The sequence below is a fragment of the Pseudomonas sp. GW456-L13 genome (assembly GCF_017350115.1).
GTDB classification, from domain to species: Bacteria; Pseudomonadota; Gammaproteobacteria; order Pseudomonadales; family Pseudomonadaceae; genus Aquipseudomonas; species Aquipseudomonas jessenii.
This window is the reverse complement of the sequence record NZ_JACNAS010000001.1, coordinates 1,970,381-1,993,158: the sequence shown is the minus strand read 5'-3', so window position 1 is coordinate 1,993,158 and position 22,778 is coordinate 1,970,381. Positions and strand designations below refer to the sequence as shown.

The window sequence follows — 22,778 nt, the reverse complement described above, 5'->3', positions numbered from 1 at the left end:
TGTCCCCAATCGCGAGCAAGCTCGCTCCCACAGGGATTGCTGGCGTTTGCAAGATTTGCGTTCGACCCCATCCACTGTGGGAGCGAGCTTGCTCGCGATAGCGGTAGTTCAAACAACAAATCCGGCACTGATTGACATCAGTTTCGGTATTCCGGCCTTTGCGCCAACCCTTCCTTCAAATAATCCACCAACTTGCGCACCTTCGGCGACAGATGCCGCTGCTGCGGATACAGCGCCCAAACCGCCGTGTTCGGTGGTTGATGCGCCTCCAGCAGCGAAATCAGCGCACCGCTCTTCAGATGCTCCAGCACGTAATAGTCCGGTAACTGACACAGCCCCACGCCTTGTAGCGCCGCGTCCAACACCGCTTGCCCACTGTTGCAGCGCCAGTTTCCCTGCACTCGTTGCGAATATTCCCGCCCGTTCTGTTCCAGTTGCCAGAGGTCCGAGCTGCCGATGAGACAGTTGTGGCGACTCAGCTCCGACAGGCTGTGCGGGCGACCGTAGCGTTCAATGTAGGAGGGTGATGCACAGAGAAACATGCGTCGCGGCGCGAGGCGGGTGGCGACCAGCCGTGAGTCCTGCAAGCGCCCGAGGCGAATCGCCAGGTCGAGGCCTTCGTGCACCAGGTCAAGCTGGCGATTGCTCAGTTCGATGTCGATCCGCAGTTGCGGATACAGCCCCATGAAGCGGGTCACCAGCGGCACGATGAAGCGCTCGCCGTAAGCCACGGCGCAGGTCATGCGCAGCATGCCCTTGGGTTCGCTGGTCAAATCGCCCACCGCGCGCAACGCCTCTTCGCGGCCATCCTGCAAGCGCTGACAATGTTGCAGGAAGGTTTGCCCGGCCTCGGTCAGCGTGACCCGGCGGGTGCTGCGGTAGAGCAGGCGGGTTTGCAGGCGCTCTTCGAGGCGTACGATTTGTCGACTGATATGGGAGGAAGAAACCCCCAGGCGTTGCGCGGCAGCGGTGAACTGGCTGCATTCGGCAACGGCGACAAACTCGTCGATCCCTTCCCAGCGATTTTCGGACATCAATGATTATCCCTGTGTGGCAATAATATTTTGCATTTGCATCGATTATTCATCGTTGAGCCATGTATTACACTCGTTGTCTCGTTTTAATTCACTGGAGAATCACCATGATCAAGTCGCGCGCCGCCGTTGCCTTCGAGGCCAAGAAGCCCCTCGAAATCGTTGAAGTCGATGTCGCCATGCCCAAGGCCGGCGAAGTCTTGCTGCGCGTGGTGGCCTCCGGTGTTTGCCATACCGATGCCTACACACTGTCCGGCGCTGATCCGGAAGGCATCTTCCCGTCGATCCTCGGCCATGAAGGTGGTGCGATCGTGGAAGCGATCGGCGAGGGCGTGACCTCCGTTGCAGTCGGTGATCATGTGATCCCGCTGTACACCCCGGAATGCCGCCAGTGCAAATTCTGCCTGTCGGGTAAAACCAACCTCTGCCAGGCGATTCGCGCGACCCAGGGCAAAGGCTTGATGCCCGACGGTACTTCGCGTTTTTCCTACAAGGGCGAAACGATTTTCCACTACATGGGCACTTCCACGTTCTCCGAGTACACCGTGCTTCCGGAGATTTCCGTTGCGAAAATCGCCAAGGAAGCGCCACTGGAAAAAGTCTGCCTGCTGGGCTGCGGTGTCACTACCGGTATCGGTGCAGTGCTCAACACCGCCAAGGTGAAACCGGGTGATACGGTCGCCATTTTCGGTCTTGGCGGCATCGGTCTGTCGGCTGTTATCGGCGCCGTAAAAGCCAAGGCTGCCCGCATCATCGCCATCGACATCAACCCGGCCAAATTCGAGATCGCCAAGCAGTTGGGTGCAACCGATTGCGTGAACCCGAAAGACTTCGATCGCCCGATCCAGGAAGTCATCGTCGACATGACCGATGGCGGCGTGGATTTTTCCTTCGAGTGCATCGGTAACGTGCAACTGATGCGCGCCGCACTGGAGTGCTGCCACAAGGGTTGGGGCGAGTCGGTCATCATCGGCGTTGCCGGTGCCGGCCAGGAAATCTCGACCCGTCCGTTCCAGCTGGTCACCGGCCGCGTCTGGCGCGGTTCGGCATTCGGCGGCGTGCGCGGCCGTACCGAGTTGCCAAGCTATGTGGAAATGGCCGAAACCGGCGAGATTCCGCTGGATACCTTCATCACCCACACCATGGGCCTGGAAGATATCAACAAGGCGTTTGACCTGATGCACGAAGGGAAAAGCATTCGCTCCGTCATCCATTTCTGAGGTCCGCCATGAGTCTGGAAAACATCTCCTGCCAGAAAAGCTTCGGCGGCTGGCACAAACGCTATCGCCATCGCTCGGAAGTGCTCGGCTGCGATATGGTGTTCGCCGTCTACCTGCCACCGCAAGCGGAGCAGGGCGGCAAGCTGCCGGTGTTGTACTGGTTGTCCGGCCTGACCTGCACCGACGAGAACTTCATGCAGAAGGCCGGCGCCATGCGCATGGCCGCGGAGCTCGGTCTGATCATCGTCGCACCGGACACCAGCCCTCGCGGTCCTGAAGTGCCGGGCGATCCGGATGGCGCCTGGGACTTTGGCCTCGGCGCCGGGTTTTACCTGAATGCCACTCAGGAACCGTGGTCGCGGCACTATCGGATGCATGACTATGTCGTGCAGGAATTGCCGACATTGGTCGAAGCCCATTTCCCGGCGTCGGACAGGCGCGGTATCAGTGGCCATTCCATGGGCGGCCACGGTGCGCTGGTCTGCGCCTTGCGCAATCCGGGGCGCTATCTGTCGGTGTCGGCGTTCTCGCCAATCAACAACCCGATGGATTGCCCGTGGGGGCAGAAAGCCTTTTCCCGCTATCTGGGAGAGGACCGTTCGAAATGGCGCGAATGGGATGCCTGCGCGTTGATTGCCGAGGTCGATGAAAAGCTGCCGCTGTTGGTCGACCAAGGTGATCGCGACGACTTCCTCGCCAACCAGCTCAAGCCGGAAGCCTTGCAGCAGGCGGCCAAACTGGCCGGTCACCCGCTGACGTTGCGCCTGCAACCGGGCTATGACCACAGCTATTTCTTCATTGCCAGTTTCATCGATGAGCACTTGCGGCATCACGCGCATGCTCTGGTTGGCTAATGCAGGTAGAATCACGCCCTGACAAAAATCGGGGCGTTTTTTTATGCGTATTGGCCACGGCTATGATGTGCACCGTTTCGCTGAAGGCGATTTCATCACTCTGGGCGGTGTGCGCATTGCACACAGCTTCGGGCTGCTCGCCCACTCTGACGGTGACGTCCTCTTGCACGCCTTGAGCGATGCCTTGCTCGGCGCCGCGGCGCTGGGCGACATCGGCAAGCATTTCCCGGATACCGACCCGCAATTCAAGGGCGCCGACAGCCGTGCGCTGTTGCGTCACGTCGTCGCACTGGTCCATGCCAAAGGCTGGAAAGTCGGCAACGTCGATAACACCATCGTCGCCCAGGCGCCGAAAATGGCCCCGCATATCGAATCGATGCGCGCGCTGATTGCCGCGGATCTTCAAGTAGAGTTGGATCAAGTGAACGTGAAAGCTACCACCACCGAAAAGCTCGGCTTTGTCGGTCGCGAAGAAGGCATTGCCGTGCACTCCGTTGCCTTGTTGCTGCGCGCATGAACGAACTGCAATTGCTCGGCCCGCGGGCTTACGGTGAGGCCCTCGGCACGGCGGTCCTGAAAGCGATCGCCGAAGATTTCCAGGTCGACGAAGTCCTCGACATTCCCCTCAGTGGCGAAGGCGAACACCTGTGGATCTGGGTGGAAAAGCGTGGTCTGAATACTGAAGAAGCGGCGCGACGGATTGCCAAGGCTGCCGGCGTGCCATTGCGCACCGTCAGTTATGCCGGGCTCAAGGACCGTCAGGCGTTGACTCGCCAGTGGTTCAGCGTGCAACTGCCGGGCAAGGCCGACCCTGATCTGTCGGCCGCGGAAAACGATACGCTGAAGATCCTCAAGACCGCCCGCCACAAGCGCAAACTGCAACGCGGTGCCCACTCGGCCAACGGCTTCACTTTGCGCCTCACCCAGTTCGCTGGCGACAAGGCTGCTATCGAAGAACGCCTGCAACTGATCGTTAAACACGGCATCCCTAACTATTTCGGCGCACAGCGCTTCGGCCATGACGGCGGCAACGTCGTCGATGCTCGCGCCTGGGCCGCGCGCAAGGCCTTGCCGGAGCAGCGCAACGTGCGCTCGCGTCTGCTCTCCACGGCGCGCAGTTTTCTATTCAATCAGGTGCTGGCCGCACGAGTTGCCGATGGCACCTGGCAGCGTGCCCAGGTGGGCGATCTGCTGGCGTTCACCGACAGCCGCAGCTTTTTCCCGGCGGGCGAAGCCGAGTGCAGCGACCCGCGCCTGGCGATTCTCGATCTGCACCCGACCGGCCCGCAGTGGGGCGAAGGTGACTCGCCGGCCACGGGCGTTGTCCATGAACTGGAGCAGGCAATCGCCGCGCGCGAAGCAGACCTTCGCGATTGGTTGATTAACGCCGGTATGAGCCACGAACGTCGCATCCTGCGGCTGCCCATTGGCGGGTTGACGTGGCATTATCCCGAGCCTGACATTCTGCAACTGGAATTCGTCCTGCCGGCCGGATGCTTCGCCACCGTATTGGTGCGCGAGCTTGTTGATCTGGTGCCGGTGGGGCAGACGGACAGCCCATGCGTATTCTGATTTCTAACGACGATGGGGTAACCGCACCCGGTCTCGCCGCGCTTTATGCTGCGCTGGCGGATTACACCGAGTGCGTGGTTATCGCCCCGGACCAGGACAAGAGCGGCGCCAGCAGTTCGCTGACGCTCGACCGTCCGTTGCACCCGCAAACCCTGGCCAACGGCTTTATCAGCCTCAACGGCACGCCAACCGATTGTGTGCACCTGGGCCTCAACGGCCTGCTGGAGCGCGAAGCGGACATGGTGGTTTCCGGAATAAACCTGGGTGCGAACCTGGGGGACGATGTCCTGTATTCCGGCACGGTGGCGGCGGCCCTGGAGGGGCGTTTCCTGAATCACCCCTCGTTTGCCTTTTCGCTGGTCTCACGCCAGGTAGAGAACCTTCCCACAGCTGCCCATTTCGCGCGCAAACTGGTTGAAGCCCATGCTGACCTGGATCTGCCACCGCGTACGGTACTGAACGTGAACATTCCCAATTTGCCGCTGGACCGCATCCGCGGTATCCAGCTGACCCGCCTGGGCCATCGCGCCCGAGCCGCGGCACCGATGAAAGTGGTGGATCCGCGGGGCAAGTCCGGTTACTGGATCGCGGCGGCCGGGGATGCCGAAGATGGCGGCCCGGGTACCGATTTCCATGCAGTGATGCAGGGTTATGTTTCGATCACGCCGCTGCAACTGGATCGCACCTTCAATGATGCCTTCAGAAGTCTGGACGGCTGGCTGGAGGGGCTGCGCTGATGGGTCGCGAACAAGACGATATGCTGCGTCGCGGCATCGGCATGACTTCCCAGCGAACCCGGGAGCGGCTGATCCAGCGCCTGTACGAAGAAGGCATCTCCAACGCCAGGGTACTGGAGGTCATTCGCCGGACCCCGCGCCACCTGTTCGTCGACGAAGCGCTGGCGCACCGTGCCTATGAAGACACCGCGCTGCCGATTGGCAACAACCAGACCATCTCCCAGCCTTATATGGTGGCGCGCATGAGCGAGCTGCTGCTGGAGGCCGGTCCCCTCGACAAGGTGCTGGAGATCGGTACCGGGTCGGGTTATCAGACGGCGGTGCTGTCGCAACTGGTCGAGCGTGTGTTCTCGGTCGAGCGCATCAAGGTTCTGCAGGATCGGGCAAAGGAACGCCTGGTCGAACTGAACCTGCGCAACGTGGTGTTCCGCTGGGGCGATGGCTGGGAGGGCTGGCCGGCACTGGCGCCATACAATGGGATTATCGTCACCGCAGTGGCAACCGACGTACCCCAGGCATTGCTTGACCAGTTGGCACCGGGAGGCCGAATGGTGATCCCGGTCGGGTCCGGCGAAGTCCAGCAATTGATGCTGATCATCCGCGAGGAACAAGGTTTTTCCAGGCATGTCCTGGGGGCTGTGCGCTTCGTGCCATTGCTCAATGGGCCACTGGCCTGAGCATTTGTTTCGGCACGCTGAATTCTCTTCGATTGCCTTTGTCTTACAGCGGCATCGTTGTGTTAAACGGGATTCATCGTCAGGCAGCAAACGTGTGCGCGGCACCGATTCGCCACATTAAAGGTAAAGCGTGCACGGCCCGTTATACTTGCGACAGTTCATGCCGGACTCCGGCATTTCACATTTTCAGCCACCACAGAGGGAGCGGCGGGTGAGTCTCACAGTCATTGCGCAGCGTATGAGTAAAACGAGCTTTCAGCGCCTGGTGACTGGCCTTGTCTTGAGCACTTTGCTGGTCGGTTGTTCCAGCAACAAGTCCAGCGATGTTCGTGTCGTGGACCGTAACAATGCCGCGGCTCAGCGTCCAGCCGTGACCACCGGGCAATACATTGTTCGGCCCAAGGACACCCTGTTCTCCATCGCCTTCCGTTACGGCTGGGACTACAAGGCCCTGGCGGCACGCAACAACATTCCTGCGCCTTACACCATCCGTCCGGGTCAGACGATTCGCTTTGATGGTCGTACAAAATCAACGTCGACGGCGGTGGTCAGCTCGTCCAGTTCAACACCTTCGTCGTCGAGTAAAACCACGGTCATCCGTCGTTCGGCAAACGGTACGACCACCAGCACAACGACGGTTGTACCGTCCGTCGCGAGCAAGCCAGCCCCTGCTCCTTTGCCACCTCCCGGGCCAGCCCCGACCGGCTGGGGATGGCCATCTAATGGCATTCTGATTGGAAAATTCTCTTCAAACGGTAGTTTGAATAAAGGAATTGATATCGCCGGAGATTTGGGACAGCCTGTTTTAGCTGCGTCTGATGGGACGGTGGTATACGCCGGGAGTGGCTTAAGGGGCTACGGCGAATTAGTGATCATCAAGCACAGTGAAACCTACGTCAGTGCCTACGGACATAACCGCAGGCTGTTGGTTCGGGAGGGGCAGCAGGTCAAGGTCGGACAGACAATTGCCGAAATGGGGTCAACGGGTACAGACCGGGTGAAACTGCATTTTGAGATTCGCCGCCAAGGTAAACCTGTAGATCCGCTGCAATTCCTGCCACGCCGTTGATCGCTACCAGCCTGTTCCGTCGCGTAGAGGGGACAGGCTCCAGCGTTGCCAGGGAGAAAGGCGCCGCTTGAGCTTGAGGTCGAACTCACCAAAGGACTATAACAATGGCTCTCAGTAAAGAAGTGCCGGAGTTTGACATCGACGATGAGGTTCTCCTGATGGAGAGCAGCATCGATACGGATTCGATGTCGAATGATGAAGGGGCGGCTCCACCTTCCGTTCGTGCCAAATCCAAACACTCCGCATCCTTGAAACAGCACAAGTACATTGACTACACGCGGGCACTTGATGCCACGCAGTTGTATCTCAATGAAATTGGTTTCTCTCCCCTGCTATCACCCGAAGAAGAAGTTCATTTTGCGCGCCTGTCGCAAAGTGGCGATCCGGCCGGGCGCAAACGCATGATTGAAAGCAACCTGCGACTGGTGGTGAAAATCGCCCGACGCTACGTCAATCGTGGGCTGTCGCTGCTGGACCTGATCGAAGAGGGCAACCTCGGCTTGATCCGGGCGGTGGAGAAGTTCGATCCGGAACGCGGTTTCCGCTTCTCGACCTACGCGACCTGGTGGATTCGCCAGACCATCGAACGCGCAATCATGAATCAGACCCGGACCATCCGGTTGCCGATCCATGTGGTCAAGGAGCTGAACGTGTACCTGCGGGCCGCGCGGGAGCTGACGCAAAAACTCGACCATGAACCCTCACCCGAAGAAATCGCCAACCTGCTGGAAAAACCGGTGGGAGAGGTCAAGCGTATGCTCGGCCTTAACGAACGGGTTTCTTCGGTCGACGTCTCGCTGGGTCCGGATTCGGATAAAACCCTGCTGGACACCCTGACTGACGACCGTCCAACCGATCCATGCGAATTGTTGCAGGACGACGACCTGTCCCAGAGCATCGATCAATGGCTCTCGGAACTGACCGACAAGCAACGCGAAGTGGTTGTACGCCGCTTCGGCCTGCGCGGCCATGAAAGCAGCACCCTTGAAGACGTCGGCCTGGAAATCGGCCTGACCCGGGAGCGGGTCAGACAGATTCAGGTGGAAGGCTTGAAGCGGCTACGCGAGATCCTGGAAAAAAATGGTCTGTCGAGCGAGTCGCTGTTCCAATAAGGCACTCACTGCGATGGCATGAAAAACCCCGACTGGCTCGGGGTTTTTTATTGCCTGACCAGGAGACCGAGTCCCCTCGGGATTTTGGTTTCGTGCTGTAAGCCTAGGCTTACTCTTGCGTAAGTGTTCGTTATTTTTACACCCCGGCAGTCGTCCATTCGGAGCGCTGACTGCCTATATATGTTTGATTTATATTAATATTTTTTAGTATTAATGATGTGTGACACCAGAATCTCGCGCCAGGGGCCGATTGATCCCGGAGGGGAACACTCTAGTATTGAGGTTGTGTCGACGGACAGACACGTCCTTCATGGATGAGGGATATGGATATCGCAGGACGCGATTCATCAGGACGATGAAAAGGAACACAGGGAATAGGGAAAAAATGTGGGCGGGTCAAACCGCCCCTTTTTTTTGCCCGCAGAAAAGCAAAAAGGCCCTTGTGGGGCCTTTTTCGCGAACGCGGGGGTAATCAGCGTTCGAGGTCTGCGATCTTGCCTGGCTTGCCGTCCCATTCTGCGGAATCGGGCATTGGATCTTTGCGTTCGGTGATGTTTGGCCAGATATCGGCCAACTCAGCGTTCAGCTCAATGAAGTTTTCCATGCCGGCCGGAACTTCATCTTCAGAGAAGATAGCCACGGCAGGGCATTCAGGTTCGCACAGCGCGCAATCGATGCACTCATCCGGGTGGATCACCAGGAAATTCGGGCCTTCGTAAAAGCAGTCCACCGGACAGACTTCTACGCAGTCGGTGTACTTGCACTTGATGCAGTTGTCGGTGACGACGAAGGTCATTTCTAATTTTCTCCTCAGGCGCGGCTTGCTGCGCCCCTTCTCGTAGGGGTCGCCAGGTTCGGGAGCGATAGTCTGCTGGCCAGGCTATTAGCCAGCAGCATCCCAAACCGCGCGAGATTCTAACAGCTTGCAAGCCGCTGCGTTAGATCCGTGTCTTTAGTGTATAGAGCATTTCGAGAGCACGACGTGGCGTCATGTCGTCCAGGTCGAGCTTGGCCAGGTCATCCAGCACCGGGTGCGGCAGGCTGGCGAACAGGTCGCTTTGCTGCGGCGCGGCCGGTTTGCCTTTGGCCGGTGCCGGTGTTTCGTGGGGCAAGGCGGTGTCTTCCAGGCGACTCAGATGCTCGCGAGCACGGGTGATGACCTCGCTCGGTACGCCGGCCAGCTGCGCAACGGCCAGGCCATAACTCTGGCTGGCCGGCCCGGGCAGCACGTGGTGCAGGAACACGATGCGCTCGTTGTGCTCGGTGGCATTGAGGTGCACGTTGGCCACCAGCGGCTGGGCTTCCGGCAGGACGGTCAGTTCAAAGTAGTGGGTGGCGAACAGCGTGTAGGCACGCAGATGCGCCAGGCGCTCGGCCGCCGCCCATGCCAGGGACAGACCGTCGAAGGTGCTGGTGCCGCGCCCGACTTCGTCCATCAGCACCAGGCTGCGCTCGGTGGCGTTGTGCAGGATGTTCGCGGTTTCGCTCATTTCCACCATGAAGGTCGAACGCCCGCCGGCCAGGTCATCGCTGGAGCCGATCCGGGTGAAGATGCGGTCGACCAGCGACAATTCGCAACTGGCCGCTGGCACGAAGCTGCCGATGTGCGCCAGGAGCACAATCAATGCGGTCTGACGCATGTAGGTGGATTTACCGCCCATGTTCGGTCCGGTGATCACCAGCATGCGGGTGTTGTCGTCCAGGCTCAGGTCGTTGGCCACGAACGGCGTGGTCAGCACTTGTTCGACCACCGGGTGACGACCCTGGCTGATGCGCATGCACGGCTCGCTGACGAAGCGTGGGCAGTTCAGATCGAGGTTCAGTGCACGTTCGGCCAGGTTGCTCAAGACGTCCAGCTCGGCCAGGGCGCCGGCGGTGTCCTGCAAAGGTGGCAGCTGGCTGATCAGATCTTCGAGCAACGCTTCGTACAGCATCTTCTCGCGGGCCAGGGCGCGGCTCTTGGCTGACAGTGCCTTGTCTTCGAACGCCTTGAGTTCCGGCGTAATGAAACGCTCGGCGCCTTTGAGCGTCTGGCGGCGAATGTAGTCGGCCGGTGCCGATTCCGCCTGCTTGCTTGGCAGCTCGATGAAGTAACCGTGGATGCGGTTGTAACCAACCTTCAGATGCGACAGGCCGGTGCGGGCCTTTTCCCGTGCCTCGAGGTCGATCAGGAACTGTCCGGCGTTTTCGCTCAGCGACTGCAATTCGTCGAGTTCGCTGTCGTAGCCGGTTTTTAGCACGCCCCCATCACGAATGACCGCGGGCGGGTTGTCGATGATGGCTTTTTCCAGCAGTGCCGCCAGTTCCGGGTAGGTGCTGGTGATGGTGGCGAGTTGCTGGAGGTGTGGGGCTTCGAGCTCCGTCATTGCCACTTGCAGTTCGGGCAGTGCGCCGAGGGCGTCACGCAACCGGGCGAGGTCGCGGGGGCGGGCATTACGCAGGCCGATCCGCGCAAGAATCCGCTCGATGTCGCCGATTTCCTTGAGCTGCGGTTGCAGTCTTTCGAAGCGATAACCGTCGAGCAGGCAAGTGATCGAGCTTTGGCGTGCCAACAGCACCGTCAAGTCGCGCAATGGGCGATTCAGCCAGCGGGTCAGCAGGCGGCTGCCCATGGCGGTCTGGCAACGGTCCACCACCGATTGCAGGGTGTTGTCGCGGCCCCCGGCCAGGTTGGTGTCGAGCTCCAGGTTGCGACGGCTGGCGCCATCGAGCACCACGGTGTCGTCCAGGCGTTCATGACGCAAACTGCGCAAGTGGGGCAGGGCGGTGCGCTGGGTTTCTTTGGCGTAGGCCAGCAGGCAACCGGCGGCACCGATCGCCAGGGTCAGGTTTTCGCAGCCAAAGCCCTTGAGATCCTGGGTCGAGAATTGCTGGCACAGGCTTTTGAGCGCCGAATCGCGCTCGAAATCCCACGGCGCACGGCGACGCACGCCGCGGCGTTTTTCCGCCGGCAAGTCCTTGGGCCAGTCATCCGGGATCAGTAATTCCACCGGGTTGACCCGCTCCAGTTCCGCCAGCAGGTTTTCCCAGCCCTTGATTTCCAGCACGCTGAAGTTGCCGCTGGTGATGTCCAGTACCGCCAGGCCGAACAGGCGCTCATCGCCCAGGACGGCGGCGATCAGGTTGTCCCTGCGCTCGTCGAGCAGCGCCTCGTCACTCACCGTCCCCGGCGTGATGATGCGTACCACCTGCCGCTCCACCGGCCCTTTGCTGGTGGCCGGGTCGCCGACCTGCTCGCAGATCACCACCGATTCGCCAAGCTTCACCAGTTTTGCCAGGTAACCCTCGGCGGCGTGGTAAGGAATCCCGCACATCGGAATCGCCTGGCCAGCCGACTGCCCGCGGGCCGTCAGGGTGATGTCCAGCAACTTGGCGGCCTTCTTCGCGTCTTCATAGAAGATCTCGTAGAAGTCGCCCATGCGGTAGAACATCAGCTGGTCCGGGTGCTGGTTTTTCAGGCGCCAGTACTGCTGCATCATCGGGGTGTGGGAGGACAGGTCGGAGACGGCTTTATTCATCGGATTGTCAGGAAGCTCGTTGAAAGAGGTGGGGCAAAAGCAGGGCAACGGCCGGGCTTTTCCGCGATGGGCGCAAGGTTACCATGGGCGGTCCGCCCGACGCAGGCGCCACGGCCGGGTGACATCCTTTACGATGCAAAAATCATGTTATGCATCGATTATGCAAATCGGCATTGTCTTCTTCGAAAAGTGCAAGCACTATGCGTGTTATGCAAAAGCGCAACGTATCTACTGTATTAAGGGCATTGCTCGATCAGCACGGGATCTCCCCCACGGAGCTTCACCGTCGCACCGGCGTGCCTCAATCCACGCTCTCGCGCATTCTCAGCGGGAAGATCGTCGATCCTTCGGATAAACATGTTTCGAAGATTGCCGAGTATTTCGCCTTGAGCACCGACCAGTTGCGTGGCCGCGCGGACGTCTCGTCTGCCGCCAATGCCGGGCGTGCTCCTGTGCATTCGGAACTCAAGGATATAAGTCTGTGGGACGACGATACCCCGGTCGATGACGACGAGGTGTCGGTCCCCTTTCTTCGCGAGGTTGAATTGGCTGCGGGATCGGGAAGATTCGTTATCGAGGAGAGCGAGCGCTCTAGCCTGCGCTTCGGCAAGCGAAGCCTGCGCCATAACGGCGTGCAGTTCGACCAGGCCAAATGCGTGACAGTGCGGGGCAACAGCATGTTGCCGGTGCTACGCGACGGCGCCACGGTCGGGGTCAATGCCGGCAAGTGCGGCATTGGCGATATCGTTGACGGCGACCTTTATGCAATCAATCACAACGGCCAATTGCGGGTGAAGCAACTCTATCGCCTGCCGACCGGCATTCGCTTGCGCAGCTTCAACCGTGACGAGCATCCGGACGAAGATTACACCTTTCAGGAGATCCAGGAGGAGCCGATTGTAATCCTCGGACATGTCTTTTGGTGGGGTATGTACGCCCGCTAACACTCATCCGTTTAGATAAAACCCGCTTCCCGAGCGGGTTTTTTTCGTGTGCTGAAAGCATTGGGCATACTTTTATTAATGCGTTTGTGCATTGACTGAGTATGCATAAGTGCATAATGTTGCTGCCTGACTATTAAAGAATGCGCTGTGATCACTACTCAAGGAGGCATGAAATGACCGCTGAGCAATATGCGTTGCTGGACATGCCTCTGTGGCTGGTCATCAGCCTGCCAATCCTTGGTGGCGTTGCCGGTGAAATGTGGCGTGCCGAAAAAGAGGGCGTTCGTGGCTGGTCCCTTGTCCGACGCCTGAGCCTGCGGTCTGGATCCAGCATGATCTGCGGCGCTTCGGTCATCATGCTGCTGCACGCTGCCAATGTGTCCATCTGGGCTGCTTGTGCGGGTGGTTGTTTAGCGGCGATGGCCGGGACAGACGTCGTTCTGGGGTTGTATGAGCGTTGGCTGGCCAAGCGCATGGGTATTGGCCATACCCCCTCCGGTGACGTGGAAGATTGATTCTCCGACAGGCCTTTTCCAGAGCCTCCGGTTCTTTACATTTTGATCGTTCCTGTCGCTTGCAAGTGCGGTCTGCTCGTGTACGGTTAACCTCATCCCGCCCGATCAGGAGATGACCGTGAACGAAATCACCCAGCTCGCCGCCGAACTCGGCAGACGCCTGCAGGTTCTCAATGCCCACGTCACCACGGCGGAGTCCTGCACCGGCGGAGGCATCGCCGAGGCAATCACCCGTATCCCCGGGAGTTCGGCCTGGTTCGAGGCCGGTTATGTCACTTACTCCAACCGACAGAAAACCCTGCAACTGAATGTCCCGGTGGAGTTGTTCACCACCGTGGGCGCGGTCAGCCGCGAGGTGGTCGAGGCGATGGTCCGGGGGGCGCAGGAGAAAAATAGCGCGTATTTCTCCGTGGCGGTCAGTGGCATCGCCGGGCCGGATGGTGGAACGGCGAACAAGCCGGTTGGCACGGTGTGGCTGGCCTGGGGCGTCGGAGATCAGGTGTTCTGCGAGCGGCAGCACTTCCCGGGTAATCGCGATGACGTCCGCCGACAAACGGTGAAGGCCGCGCTAGAGGGGCTGCTGCGCTATGCCGCGGCAGAAATCTCAAATCAGGGGTAGGCGATCCGGAAACGCTGTGGAATAATACTGGCTACTTATACAGGTGTTGGCCGTCAGGCCTTATTGATTACGTGAGGACTTTAATGGACGACAACAAGAAGAAAGCCTTGGCTGCGGCCCTGGGTCAGATCGAACGTCAATTCGGCAAGGGTGCCGTAATGCGTATGGGCGATCAGGACCGTCAGGCGATCCCGGCCATTTCCACTGGCTCTCTGGGGCTGGACATCGCTCTCGGCATCGGCGGTCTGCCAAAAGGCCGTATTGTTGAAATCTACGGTCCTGAATCTTCCGGTAAAACCACGCTGACCTTGTCCGTGATCGCCCAGGCTCAAAAAGCCGGCGCGACCTGCGCATTCGTCGACGCCGAACACGCCCTCGACCCTGAGTACGCCGGCAAGCTGGGCGTCAACGTCGACGACCTGCTGGTTTCCCAGCCGGATACCGGCGAGCAGGCCCTGGAAATCACCGACATGCTGGTGCGTTCCAACGCGGTTGACGTGATCATCGTCGACTCCGTGGCCGCCCTGGTGCCAAAGGCTGAAATCGAAGGCGAAATGGGTGACATGCACGTGGGCCTGCAAGCCCGTCTGATGTCCCAGGCACTGCGTAAAATCACCGGTAACATCAAGAACGCCAACTGCCTGGTGATCTTCATCAACCAGATCCGTATGAAAATCGGCGTGATGTTCGGTAGCCCGGAAACCACCACCGGTGGTAACGCACTGAAGTTCTACGCATCGGTTCGTCTGGACATCCGTCGTACGGGGGCGGTGAAAGAAGGTGATGAGGTCGTCGGTAGCGAAACCCGCGTCAAGGTTGTGAAGAACAAGGTGGCTTCGCCGTTCCGTCAGGCCGAGTTCCAGATTCTTTACGGCAAGGGCATCTACCTCAACGGTGAGATGATCGACCTGGGTGTTCTGCACGGTTTCGTCGAGAAGTCCGGTGCCTGGTATGCCTATGAAGGCACCAAGATCGGTCAGGGCAAGGCCAACTCGGCCAAGTTCCTGGCAGACAATCCGGAAGTCGCGGCAAAGCTGGAGAAGCAACTGCGTGACAAGCTGCTGTCGCCTGCATCGGTTGCGGACGCCAAAGCTTCTGCGGTCAAAGAGACCGAAGACGACCTGGCTGACGCTGATATCTGATCGAAGCGATGACCGCCGTACTCGATACACTCGTCGCGGTGCGGCGAACCGCAATGGACCTGCTCGCACGACGCGAGCACGGTCGTGTCGAGCTGACGCGTAAACTGCGTCAGCGCGGCGCCCTCCCTGAAATGATCGAAACAGCACTCGACCGGTTGACGGAAGAGGGGCTGTTGTCCGAAACCCGTTACCTGGAAAGTTTCGTTTCCTACCGCGCCCGCTCCGGTTATGGCCCTTTACGCATTCGTGAAGAGTTGGGCCAGCGTGGCCTGCAGCGCACCGATATTGAACTCGCCCTGCGTGAGAGCGGTATCGATTGGCAGGAGCAATTGATCGATACCTGGCGACGCAAGTTCTCCGGGCAATTGCCGGCAGACGCCAGGGAGCGAGCCAAACAAGGCAGGTTCCTGGCGTATCGGGGATACTCCATGGAAATGATCAACCGCCTGTTCAGCGGTCGAGGGATGGACGATTGAACTGAAACGGCCCGCTATTTAGATAGCGGGCCGTTTTTTTATGCCTCACGAAACCTTTGACGGCTCCCGCGTGCGTTGTTGTACCTGGGGTTTTGATTGTGCCCAGTTTTCCGGCAGGTTGATGTAGTCCACAAGCTCGCGCAGGCGGCCATGATTGCGGGCATTGAAGTTGAAGACCAGCCGCGCCAGATGGCTGAATTCGGCTTCGTTGTGTTCTTCACCGCTGTAAGCGTGCTGATGGAAATGATCGCTCAGGCACAGGTCGGCGAACGCCTCCTGCATGTGTTCGAGTGCGTGGTCGCTGAGTGTGTGATTCATGCGAATCAGGAACTGATGCTTGAGCCAGCGACTGGAGTGGAAGTTGCTGTAGAACTGGTTGATGTGCTCTACCGCTTCTTCGACGTTGTAGACCAGTTTCATCAGCTTCATGTCAGTGGGCAGGATGTAGTGGTTTTCCTCCAGTTGCTGGTGAATGAAGTCCAGTGCGCCTTGCCAGAATTTGCCGTCCGGCGTGTCGAGCAGCACCACTGGTACCAATGGGCTTTTGCCGGTCTGGATCAGTGTCAGTACTTCCAGCGCTTCATCCAGGGTACCGAAGCCACCCGGGCACAGCACGAGGGCATCGGCTTCCTTGACGAAGAACAGCTTGCGGGTGAAGAAGAAGTGGAAGGGCAGCAGGCTGGTCGTGCCGTCGACAGTGGGGTTGGCATGCTGTTCGAAGGGCAGGGTAATGTTGAACCCCAGGCTGTTTGCCAGTCCGGCGCCCTCATGGGCGGCGGCCATGATGCCGCCACCGGCGCCAGTGATGACCATCATGTCCGAGCGCGCCAGCGCGGCACCGAGTTCCCGGGCCATGCTGTAGAGCGGGTGTTCCATGGGGGTACGGGCCGAGCCGAAAACAGTGACCTTGCGCCGCCCCTTGAATTGTTCGAGCACGCGAAAAGCCTGTTCCAGTTCGCGCAGGGCCTGCAGGGTGATTTTGGCATTCCAGCGGTTGTGGTCTTCCTGGGCCATGCGTAGCACGGTCAGGATCATATCGCGGTAGATCGGGATGTTCGGGCTGTTGGGTGAAATCAGCTTGAGCTGTTCTTCGACCTTGCTGATGAGGTCGTGGCCGCTTTCTTCAAAATGACGGCTCAGGAGGTCATTCGGTTGGTAAGGCATTCAACTTCTCCTTCTGCACAGAACCCTCGGCCCGACAACGTACGTCGGTGCCACGACACTTCGTGTGTCGCTGTCTGCCCCGGCCCATGCCTGGGCGATCTACTTGACCCGAAAAACACCGGATCATCCAAACAGGTTCTGTTTTTCCCTTGGATGAAAGAAACATTCGCACAATACGACAAGCGACGGGCAGCCCCTTTCCAGCCCTGAAAAATGAACGTGGATAACCTGAAATCTAGACCTTCACAGTGATTTGCGCTGCCTTGATCATTGCGCCTCAAAGTCTTTCCTGGCAACCGCTTATTGACGATTTGCAAGGTGCTTTCACCGCTCGTCTGAACGCACGTCGCGTGTGCTGCACTCTGATTTACTAAGTTACAGGTGCGACACGACAACTTTGCGTCAACGGCAAGGCGCGCAATACAAGTGGTTCAAGGATTTTTTGCTCAAACATGAGTGAAGTGCAAGGAGGCGGGAAACCATGGCCAGAGTCGTTCTGGAGATCGATACGCAACTGTATCGATTGCTGAAGTCATCGGCCGAGACCCATCATTTGAGTCTCGAAGAGGAGTGCTGCCGACGTTTGCGCGGTGGCGAGCGTCGTTCGCATTACTTGCAGGCGCTGCTGGCGGAACTGCGCGCCGAAGATGAACAACGGCGCGCCAACTCCAGGTGATTACTTTTTCTTCTTGGCAGGTTGCAGGCAGTCCGATTCCTGGAAGCTTGCGGAACCGACCGGGCGGTTGGTCTTCACCTCAGTGAAGTCGTAACGCATGATCGCGCCCTTGGCCATCAGCTTGCGAAACCCTTCGTTTCGGCAGACTGAGGCTCCCAACTGGAAGTAAACCGCTTTTGGATCTGCGCGCATCTTGTCGGCGTGGCTGCTCTGCACGCTCAGATGGTTGATCAGCTGTTTGCCGTCAACGGTGTAGCCTTGATCGAGAATGTCTTCGTTGATCGCTCGAGGAGTGCCGACGCTGCTTTGGGTGGCGACGTTTTGCAGCATTTTGTTCAGTTCCGTGTCTTTCAAGGACGCAGCCTGGGCGTTGAAGGACGACGCCAGCAAAATGGCCGCGGTAGGAACGATAAGGCGCAGCATGAAACTCTCCTGGTTCAGTGATGCGGGGTTTGACCCGTCACGTGACTGTGCGTTCAGTGGCGGCGAATTATAGGGGAGGCTAGCTGGACGGTACAGGCTTGCGCCGGGCGGTCTGGTAAACTGCTGGCACTTTTTACCCTGTCGAGTGTTTTTCGTGTCGATTTCCCTTCTCTGTGGGCGTTGCCCGCGATGAGTCATACCCCCGCGCGCTTTGCCTTGAATGCCGTAGCCCGCTTGCGCGATCAGCGCGAAGAGGAGGGCATCAAGCCGATTCAGGCCCGCGGCTGGCGTGCGCCGCGCTGCCGTGACTGCCGGGTGATCGAGAGTCACTGTCTGTGTGCATGGCGTCCGCAGGTCGCTACCCGCTCCGGCGTGTGCCTGATCATGACCAACAAGGAGGTGTTCAAACCGAGCAACACCGGTTGGCTGATTGCCGACGTGGTGCCTGACAACCATGCCTTCATCTGGTCCCGTACCGAGGTTGATCCGAAGTTGCTGGCGCTGTTGTCCGACCCGCAATGGCAGCCTTACCTGGTGTTTCCGGGTGAGTACGTCGAACCTGAGCGCGTGACAAACACCGTGGACGTCGATGGCACGAAGCGCCCGCTTTTCATTCTGTTGGATGCGACCTGGACTGAAGCGCGAAAGATCTTTCGCAAGAGCCCCTATTTCGATCGACTGCCGATCCTCAGCCTGTTGCCGGAGAAACTCTCCCGCTACCGATTGCGCCGCTCGACCCGCAGCGAGCATCTGTGCACTGCGGAAGTGGCGGCGCTATGCCTTGACCTTGCAGGTGATGTCGCGGCGGCATCGGCGCTGGATGCCTACTTCGATGTGTTCAGCCAGCATTACCTCGATGCCAAACATCAGTTGGACATGAACGTTTCGACCCCTGCGCACGCCGAATTGATGCCCTATGTTCAGGTGGCCGCCCAATTGATGGACTGATTGTCGCGCATACTGCAATAAAGTGTACCGGCCATGCTGCTTGACCACCCCGGCTTCGCTGGGCATGCTTGGCGCCGATTAGGGTGCGGCCGGAGTTTTCGGCGCCGTTTTTTTGCGCTGAGCGTGCCTTGTCAGTGCAGCTGCGTGGCTGTGCCTTGAGGTGCTTTGGCGAGGTCCGAATGCATCGGGCGTCCCATGAAAAACAGGATCATTTGAAAAATGGCCACATACGAAATCCTGATTGCCGATGACCACCCACTTTTTCGTAGTGCCTTGCATCAAGCGCTGACCCTGGGCCTTGGCCCGGATGTCCGTCTGGTGGAAGTGGCGAGCATCGCCGAACTGGAAGCCCGCCTGACGGAAAAGTCCGACTGGGATCTGGTGCTGCTGGACCTGAACATGCCGGGGGCCTACGGTTTTTCCGGGCTGGTCCTGCTGCGGGGGCAGTACCCGCAGATTCCGGTGGTCATGGTCTCAGCCCAGGAAGAGGCGACCATCATGGTCAAGTCTCGTGAATTCGGCGCCAGTGGCTTCATTCCCAAATCCAGCGACTTGAGTGTGATCCAGAAAGCCGTGCGGGCGGTCCTCGACGGCGACGTGTTCTGGCCGCCACAGGCGTTCGAAGCGGTCAGCGTCTCGGATGAAGCCAAGGCGGCCAGCGAAGGGCTTGCCAGCCTCACCCCGCAACAATTCCGGGTACTGACCATGGTCTGCGAAGGCTTGCTGAACAAGCAGATCGCCTACGAGCTGAGTGTTTCCGAGGCGACTATCAAGGCGCACGTGACCGCGATTTTCCGTAAACTGAATGTGCGGACCCGGACCCAGGCCGCGCTGCTCTTGCAACAACTTGAGTCAATTTCCAGCCATTAAAGGCTGGCAAATTCACGCTTTTTTGACTTTGGTTGAACTAGCTTTCCCACTTCTTTTTTGCCAGTTGCCCACTCTATGTCACCTTTCAAAGGCCAGACCGGCCTGAAACGTATTCTCAATGCTTCCGGTTATTCGCTGGACGGCCTGCGCGCAGCCTTCACCGGTGAAGCTGCCTTTCGGCAATTGGTATTGCTCAACGTCATCCTGATTCCTTTGTCGTTCTTCCTGAATGTCAGCCGGGTCGAACAGGCGTTGTTGATCGCGGTATGCCTGTTGGCGTTGATCGTCGAGTTGCTCAACTCGGCCGTGGAAGCGGCCATCGACCGCATTTCCCTTGAGCGGCACCCGCTGTCCAAGAATGCCAAGGACATGGGCAGTGCCGCCCAAGCCGTGGCATTGAGCATGATTGCCCTGGTGTGGGCGGTGATTCTGCTCTAGGCGATCGTCGGCAGCACGATCTCGTCGCTGCGCTGAACCCCGGCGGTGAAGGCGCGGCACAGATCGAGGAACTCGCGCATCGCCGAGGTCTGATATTTCTGTTTATGCCAGATGAAATAAAACTGTCGCGCCAGATCCAGATCCGGCGTCTCGACAGGCACCAGGCTGCCGCGGCGAAATGCGTCGCGCAAAGCCAGCCTGGAAATGCAGCCAATCCCCAAACCAGACTCCACCGCGCGTTTGATCGCTTCGGTGTGCTCAAGCTCGAGCCGGATGTTTAACGAAGTGCGGTGATGGCGCATGGCTTGATCGAAGGTCAACCGCGTGCCCGAGCCCTGTTCGCGCAGGATCCAGGCTTCGTGGCTCAACTCCTCCATGGTGGCCGTGCCACGCTTGGCCAACGGATGCTGGGGGGCGCAAAACACCACCAGTTCGTCCTCGACCCAGCTTTGCACTTCGATGTCCGGATGACTGCAGTCGCCTTCGATTAGACCCAGATCAATTTCATAGTGGGCCACTTGCTGCACGATATTGGCAGTGTTCTGTACATGCAGCTTCACTTGGCTTTCCGGGTGGCGCTGCATGAAGCTGCCGATCAACAATGTGGCCAGGTAATTGCCGATGGTCAGGGTCGCACCCACGGCCAGCGAGCCGAAACCGGATTTGCCATTGAGCAGGTCCTCGATTTCCTTGGCCTGGTCCAGCAGCGCCACCGCTTGTGGCAACAGCTGTTTGCCCAGGGCGTTCAGGCTCAACCGTTTGCCGGCACGGTCGAACAACTGGCAGCTGCACTGGCGCTCCAGTTCGGTGATCGAGGTGCTCGCCGCCGATTGCGAGAGGTTGAGCAGGCCCGCGGCACGGGACACACTTTCCTGTTGGGCGACGGCGACGAATACTTGAAGTTGACGGAGAGTAAATCGCATATCGATATAACCGATAACCCTTATCTTAATAATCCATTTAACAGATATTGTCTCTGCCTTTAGAATGCGATGCAATTGCGCAGAGCTGGCTTTTTTGCAGAGCAGGCGTCGAACACGCGCAGACAAATCTCCAGGAGTCCCACGTACATGAGCAACATGAACCACGAGCGTGTCCTCAGTGTTCACCACTGGAACGACACTCTGTTCAGCTTCAAGTGCACCCGTGATCCGGGCCTGCGCTTCGAGAACGGTCAGTTCGTGATGATCGGCCTGCAACAGCCCAACGGCCGCCCGCTTATGCGCGCTTACTCGATTGCCAGCCCGAACTGGGAAGAGCATCTCGAGTTCTTCAGCATCAAGGTGCCTGATGGTCCGCTGACTTCGCAGTTACAGCATCTGAAGGAAGGCGATGAGATCATCATCAGCAAGAAGCCTACCGGCACGCTGGTACTGGATGACCTCAAGCCTGGCAAACATTTGTACCTGCTCAGCACCGGCACCGGTCTGGCGCCGTTCATGAGCGTCATCCAGGACCCGGAAACCTACGAGCGCTTCGAAAAAGTGATCCTGTGCCACGGCGTTCGTTACGTCAACGAAGTCGCTTACCGCGAGTTCATCACCGAGCACCTGCCGCAGAACGAGTTCTTCGGTGACGCGCTGCGTGACAAGTTGATCTACTACCCGACCGTGACCCGTGAGCCGTTCGAGAACGAAGGTCGCCTGACCGACCTGATGCGCAGCGGCAAGCTGTTCAGCGACATCGGTCTGCCACCGATCAACCCGCAGGACGACCGCGCCATGCTGTGCGGCAGCCCGAGCATGCTCGACGAGACCAGTGAAGTGCTGAACAGCTTCGGCCTGAAGGTTTCGCCGCGGATGCGCGAGCCGGGTGATTACCTGATCGAACGAGCGTTCGTCGAGAAGTGACCGCAGGTCACCTGTAGGAGCGAGCTGGCTCGCGATGGTCGTTAACGATAACGCGGGAAGCTTGATACCCCGCGGCGTCCTCAGGTTTTTCGCGAGCATGCTCGCTCCTACAGAAGATTTGCAGCGCATCTAAAAAGCCCGCATGACCTGAGAAGGTCATGCGGGCTTTTTCGTTTCCGGAGTTCAGACCCGCGCGGGAATGACTTCCAGGACGCGGATCAGCTCCGGTGTCGGGTAATGCCAACGCACATCCAGATCCCAGAACTGCGCGCCGTATTCCCGCTCGGGTGCAGGCATTTGATAGGCCGGGCGTGGATCCTGCGCCAGGCATTGCTCGATCAACTCAACCAAAGGCTCCTCAAGACGCTGAGCGTGCTCGTGAGCCTGTTGCAGCGCTGCGTCCGTCCACTGCACGGGAATCAACAGCGGCGCAGCGCTGGCGATGCTGTTGGTGGCTGTATCGATGATGTCGGCGTAAGGCACGTAGGGTTTTATGTCGAGAATCGGCGTGCCGTCCAGCAAGTCAATACCGGATATCCACAGGCGATTGGCTTCGATCTTGTCCAGCTTGACCACGGATTGACCGATGCCATTGGGGCGGTGGGTGGCGCGGGTGGCGAACACGCCCATGGACTTGTTGCCGCCGAGGCGCGGTGGGCGGACCTTCAAGCGAGGTTTTTCTTCCAGGGCCTGGTGGAACAGGAACAGCAGCCACACGTGGCTGACCTGCTCCAGGCCTTGTACCGCGTCCCCTTGATCGAACGGAGCCACCAGTTCCAGCACGCCACGGGCAGCCGGGGCCAGTTGCGGTTGGCGCGGAATGGCGAATTTCTCCTTGAAGCAGGAGCGCACGAAGCCGATGGGGGAAACGCTGTAGGTCATGGTTTGGGGTCGAGGTGGAATTTAAGGCAGGCATGATA

Annotated in this window: 25 protein-coding genes; 18 read left to right on the top strand and 7 right to left on the bottom strand. The window is 59.0% G+C overall.

Going from position 1 to position 22,778, the window contains the following annotated elements:
- Window positions 1-137 precede the first annotated feature (137 nt).
- Window positions 138-1,034 (bottom strand): LysR substrate-binding domain-containing protein, encoded by an 897-nt coding sequence (locus tag J4D25_RS09125; protein WP_057716159.1) that lies wholly within the window; start codon window positions 1,032-1,034, stop codon window positions 138-140.
- Between the two features lie 107 nt (window positions 1,035-1,141).
- Here J4D25_RS09125 and J4D25_RS09120 point away from each other — a divergent pair, with 107 nt between their 5' ends.
- The 8 genes from J4D25_RS09120 (at window position 1,142) to rpoS (ending at window position 8,275) form a co-directional block, all read left to right on the top strand.
- Window positions 1,142-2,254 (top strand): S-(hydroxymethyl)glutathione dehydrogenase/class III alcohol dehydrogenase, encoded by a 1,113-nt coding sequence (locus J4D25_RS09120; RefSeq protein ID WP_015093777.1) that lies wholly within the window; start codon window positions 1,142-1,144, stop codon window positions 2,252-2,254.
- An 8-nt stretch (window positions 2,255-2,262) separates the two neighbouring features.
- Window positions 2,263-3,108, top strand: coding sequence for an S-formylglutathione hydrolase (fghA, locus tag J4D25_RS09115; RefSeq protein ID WP_057716158.1), 846 nt, complete (start codon window positions 2,263-2,265; stop codon window positions 3,106-3,108).
- A 43-nt stretch (window positions 3,109-3,151) separates the two neighbouring features.
- Entirely contained in the window at window positions 3,152-3,625 is a 474-nt protein-coding gene (gene ispF / locus J4D25_RS09110; protein WP_007970721.1) for a 2-C-methyl-D-erythritol 2,4-cyclodiphosphate synthase, read from the top strand.
- Window positions 3,622-4,680, top strand: a complete 1,059-nt coding sequence (truD, locus tag J4D25_RS09105; protein ID WP_057716157.1) for a tRNA pseudouridine(13) synthase TruD — start codon at window positions 3,622-3,624, stop codon at window positions 4,678-4,680. Before ispF ends, truD begins: the two co-directional genes overlap by 4 nt.
- Window positions 4,668-5,417, top strand: a complete 750-nt coding sequence (surE, locus tag J4D25_RS09100; RefSeq protein ID WP_057716156.1) for a 5'/3'-nucleotidase SurE — start codon at window positions 4,668-4,670, stop codon at window positions 5,415-5,417. The genes truD and surE overlap by 13 nt, the downstream gene beginning before the upstream one ends.
- 41 nt (window positions 5,418-5,458) lie before the next feature.
- Window positions 5,459-6,094: a protein-L-isoaspartate(D-aspartate) O-methyltransferase gene (locus tag J4D25_RS09095; protein ID WP_177323574.1), complete on the top strand. Its 636-nt coding sequence runs from the start codon at window positions 5,459-5,461 to the stop codon at window positions 6,092-6,094.
- 211 nt (window positions 6,095-6,305) lie between these two features.
- Complete coding sequence (locus tag J4D25_RS09090) at window positions 6,306-7,163, top strand: peptidoglycan DD-metalloendopeptidase family protein (protein ID WP_079246797.1); 858 nt, start codon at window positions 6,306-6,308, stop codon at window positions 7,161-7,163.
- A gap of 104 nt (window positions 7,164-7,267) precedes the next feature.
- Window positions 7,268-8,275, top strand: coding sequence for an RNA polymerase sigma factor RpoS (gene rpoS, locus J4D25_RS09085; RefSeq protein ID WP_007990225.1), 1,008 nt, complete (start codon window positions 7,268-7,270; stop codon window positions 8,273-8,275).
- Between the two features lie 472 nt (window positions 8,276-8,747).
- Here the strand turns inward: rpoS and fdxA are convergent, their stop codons facing one another.
- Both fdxA and mutS read right to left on the bottom strand, forming a co-directional pair.
- A complete protein-coding gene (gene fdxA, locus J4D25_RS09080) occupies window positions 8,748-9,071 on the bottom strand; it encodes a ferredoxin FdxA (protein WP_007970729.1) in 324 nt (107 codons plus the stop codon).
- A gap of 142 nt (window positions 9,072-9,213) precedes the next feature.
- Window positions 9,214-11,793 carry a DNA mismatch repair protein MutS gene (gene mutS / locus J4D25_RS09075; protein ID WP_057716154.1) on the bottom strand — a complete coding sequence of 860 codons (2,580 nt, stop codon included), beginning with the start codon at window positions 11,791-11,793 and terminating at the stop codon, window positions 9,214-9,216.
- Between the two features lie 209 nt (window positions 11,794-12,002).
- Here mutS and J4D25_RS09070 point away from each other — a divergent pair, with 209 nt between their 5' ends.
- The 5 genes from J4D25_RS09070 (at window position 12,003) to recX (ending at window position 15,489) form a co-directional block, all read left to right on the top strand.
- Entirely contained in the window at window positions 12,003-12,737 is a 735-nt protein-coding gene (locus J4D25_RS09070) for an XRE family transcriptional regulator (RefSeq protein ID WP_057716660.1), read from the top strand.
- 173 nt (window positions 12,738-12,910) lie between these two features.
- Complete coding sequence (locus J4D25_RS09065) at window positions 12,911-13,252, top strand: phage holin family protein (RefSeq protein ID WP_057716153.1); 342 nt, start codon at window positions 12,911-12,913, stop codon at window positions 13,250-13,252.
- A gap of 118 nt (window positions 13,253-13,370) precedes the next feature.
- The gene (locus J4D25_RS09060) at window positions 13,371-13,871 is read left to right on the top strand and encodes a CinA family protein (protein ID WP_057716659.1); all 501 of its coding nucleotides are present in this window, start codon (window positions 13,371-13,373) and stop codon (window positions 13,869-13,871) included.
- A gap of 83 nt (window positions 13,872-13,954) precedes the next feature.
- Window positions 13,955-15,013 (top strand): recombinase RecA, encoded by a 1,059-nt coding sequence (gene recA, locus J4D25_RS09055; RefSeq protein ID WP_007996915.1) that lies wholly within the window; start codon window positions 13,955-13,957, stop codon window positions 15,011-15,013.
- 8 nt (window positions 15,014-15,021) lie between these two features.
- Window positions 15,022-15,489 carry a recombination regulator RecX gene (gene recX / locus J4D25_RS09050; protein ID WP_056720921.1) on the top strand — a complete coding sequence of 156 codons (468 nt, stop codon included), beginning with the start codon at window positions 15,022-15,024 and terminating at the stop codon, window positions 15,487-15,489.
- 45 nt (window positions 15,490-15,534) lie between these two features.
- Here the strand turns inward: recX and J4D25_RS09045 are convergent, their stop codons facing one another.
- A complete protein-coding gene (locus J4D25_RS09045) occupies window positions 15,535-16,653 on the bottom strand; it encodes a TIGR00730 family Rossman fold protein (protein ID WP_057716152.1) in 1,119 nt (372 codons plus the stop codon).
- Window positions 16,654-17,134: 481 nt separating this feature from the next.
- Here J4D25_RS09045 and J4D25_RS09040 point away from each other — a divergent pair, with 481 nt between their 5' ends.
- Complete coding sequence (locus tag J4D25_RS09040) at window positions 17,135-17,329, top strand: hypothetical protein (RefSeq protein ID WP_057716151.1); 195 nt, start codon at window positions 17,135-17,137, stop codon at window positions 17,327-17,329.
- Here the strand turns inward: J4D25_RS09040 and J4D25_RS09035 are convergent, their stop codons facing one another.
- Entirely contained in the window at window positions 17,330-17,752 is a 423-nt protein-coding gene (locus tag J4D25_RS09035; RefSeq protein WP_057716150.1) for a PA3611 family quorum-sensing-regulated virulence factor, read from the bottom strand.
- Window positions 17,753-17,941: 189 nt separating this feature from the next.
- On the opposite strand from J4D25_RS09035, the gene J4D25_RS09030 reads away from it, so the two are divergent.
- From J4D25_RS09030 to J4D25_RS09020, 3 genes are all read left to right on the top strand, one after another.
- Entirely contained in the window at window positions 17,942-18,700 is a 759-nt protein-coding gene (locus tag J4D25_RS09030) for a tRNA-uridine aminocarboxypropyltransferase (RefSeq protein ID WP_057716149.1), read from the top strand.
- Window positions 18,701-18,919: 219 nt separating this feature from the next.
- Window positions 18,920-19,570 carry a response regulator transcription factor ErdR gene (gene erdR, locus J4D25_RS09025; protein WP_057716148.1) on the top strand — a complete coding sequence of 217 codons (651 nt, stop codon included), beginning with the start codon at window positions 18,920-18,922 and terminating at the stop codon, window positions 19,568-19,570.
- Between the two features lie 75 nt (window positions 19,571-19,645).
- Window positions 19,646-20,008 (top strand): diacylglycerol kinase, encoded by a 363-nt coding sequence (locus tag J4D25_RS09020; protein ID WP_057716147.1) that lies wholly within the window; start codon window positions 19,646-19,648, stop codon window positions 20,006-20,008.
- Here J4D25_RS09020 and J4D25_RS09015 read toward each other — a convergent pair.
- Window positions 20,005-20,931 carry a LysR family transcriptional regulator gene (locus J4D25_RS09015; RefSeq protein ID WP_043302480.1) on the bottom strand — a complete coding sequence of 309 codons (927 nt, stop codon included), beginning with the start codon at window positions 20,929-20,931 and terminating at the stop codon, window positions 20,005-20,007. The two genes, J4D25_RS09020 and J4D25_RS09015, sit on opposite strands and share 4 nt — an antisense overlap.
- A gap of 147 nt (window positions 20,932-21,078) precedes the next feature.
- On the opposite strand from J4D25_RS09015, the gene fpr reads away from it, so the two are divergent.
- Window positions 21,079-21,858 carry a ferredoxin-NADP reductase gene (gene fpr / locus J4D25_RS09010; RefSeq protein ID WP_008054100.1) on the top strand — a complete coding sequence of 260 codons (780 nt, stop codon included), beginning with the start codon at window positions 21,079-21,081 and terminating at the stop codon, window positions 21,856-21,858.
- Between the two features lie 183 nt (window positions 21,859-22,041).
- On the opposite strand, the gene tsaA is transcribed toward fpr, so the two are convergent.
- Window positions 22,042-22,740: a tRNA (N6-threonylcarbamoyladenosine(37)-N6)-methyltransferase TrmO gene (gene tsaA / locus J4D25_RS09005; protein ID WP_057716146.1), complete on the bottom strand. Its 699-nt coding sequence runs from the start codon at window positions 22,738-22,740 to the stop codon at window positions 22,042-22,044.
- Window positions 22,741-22,778: the final 38 nt, after the last annotated feature.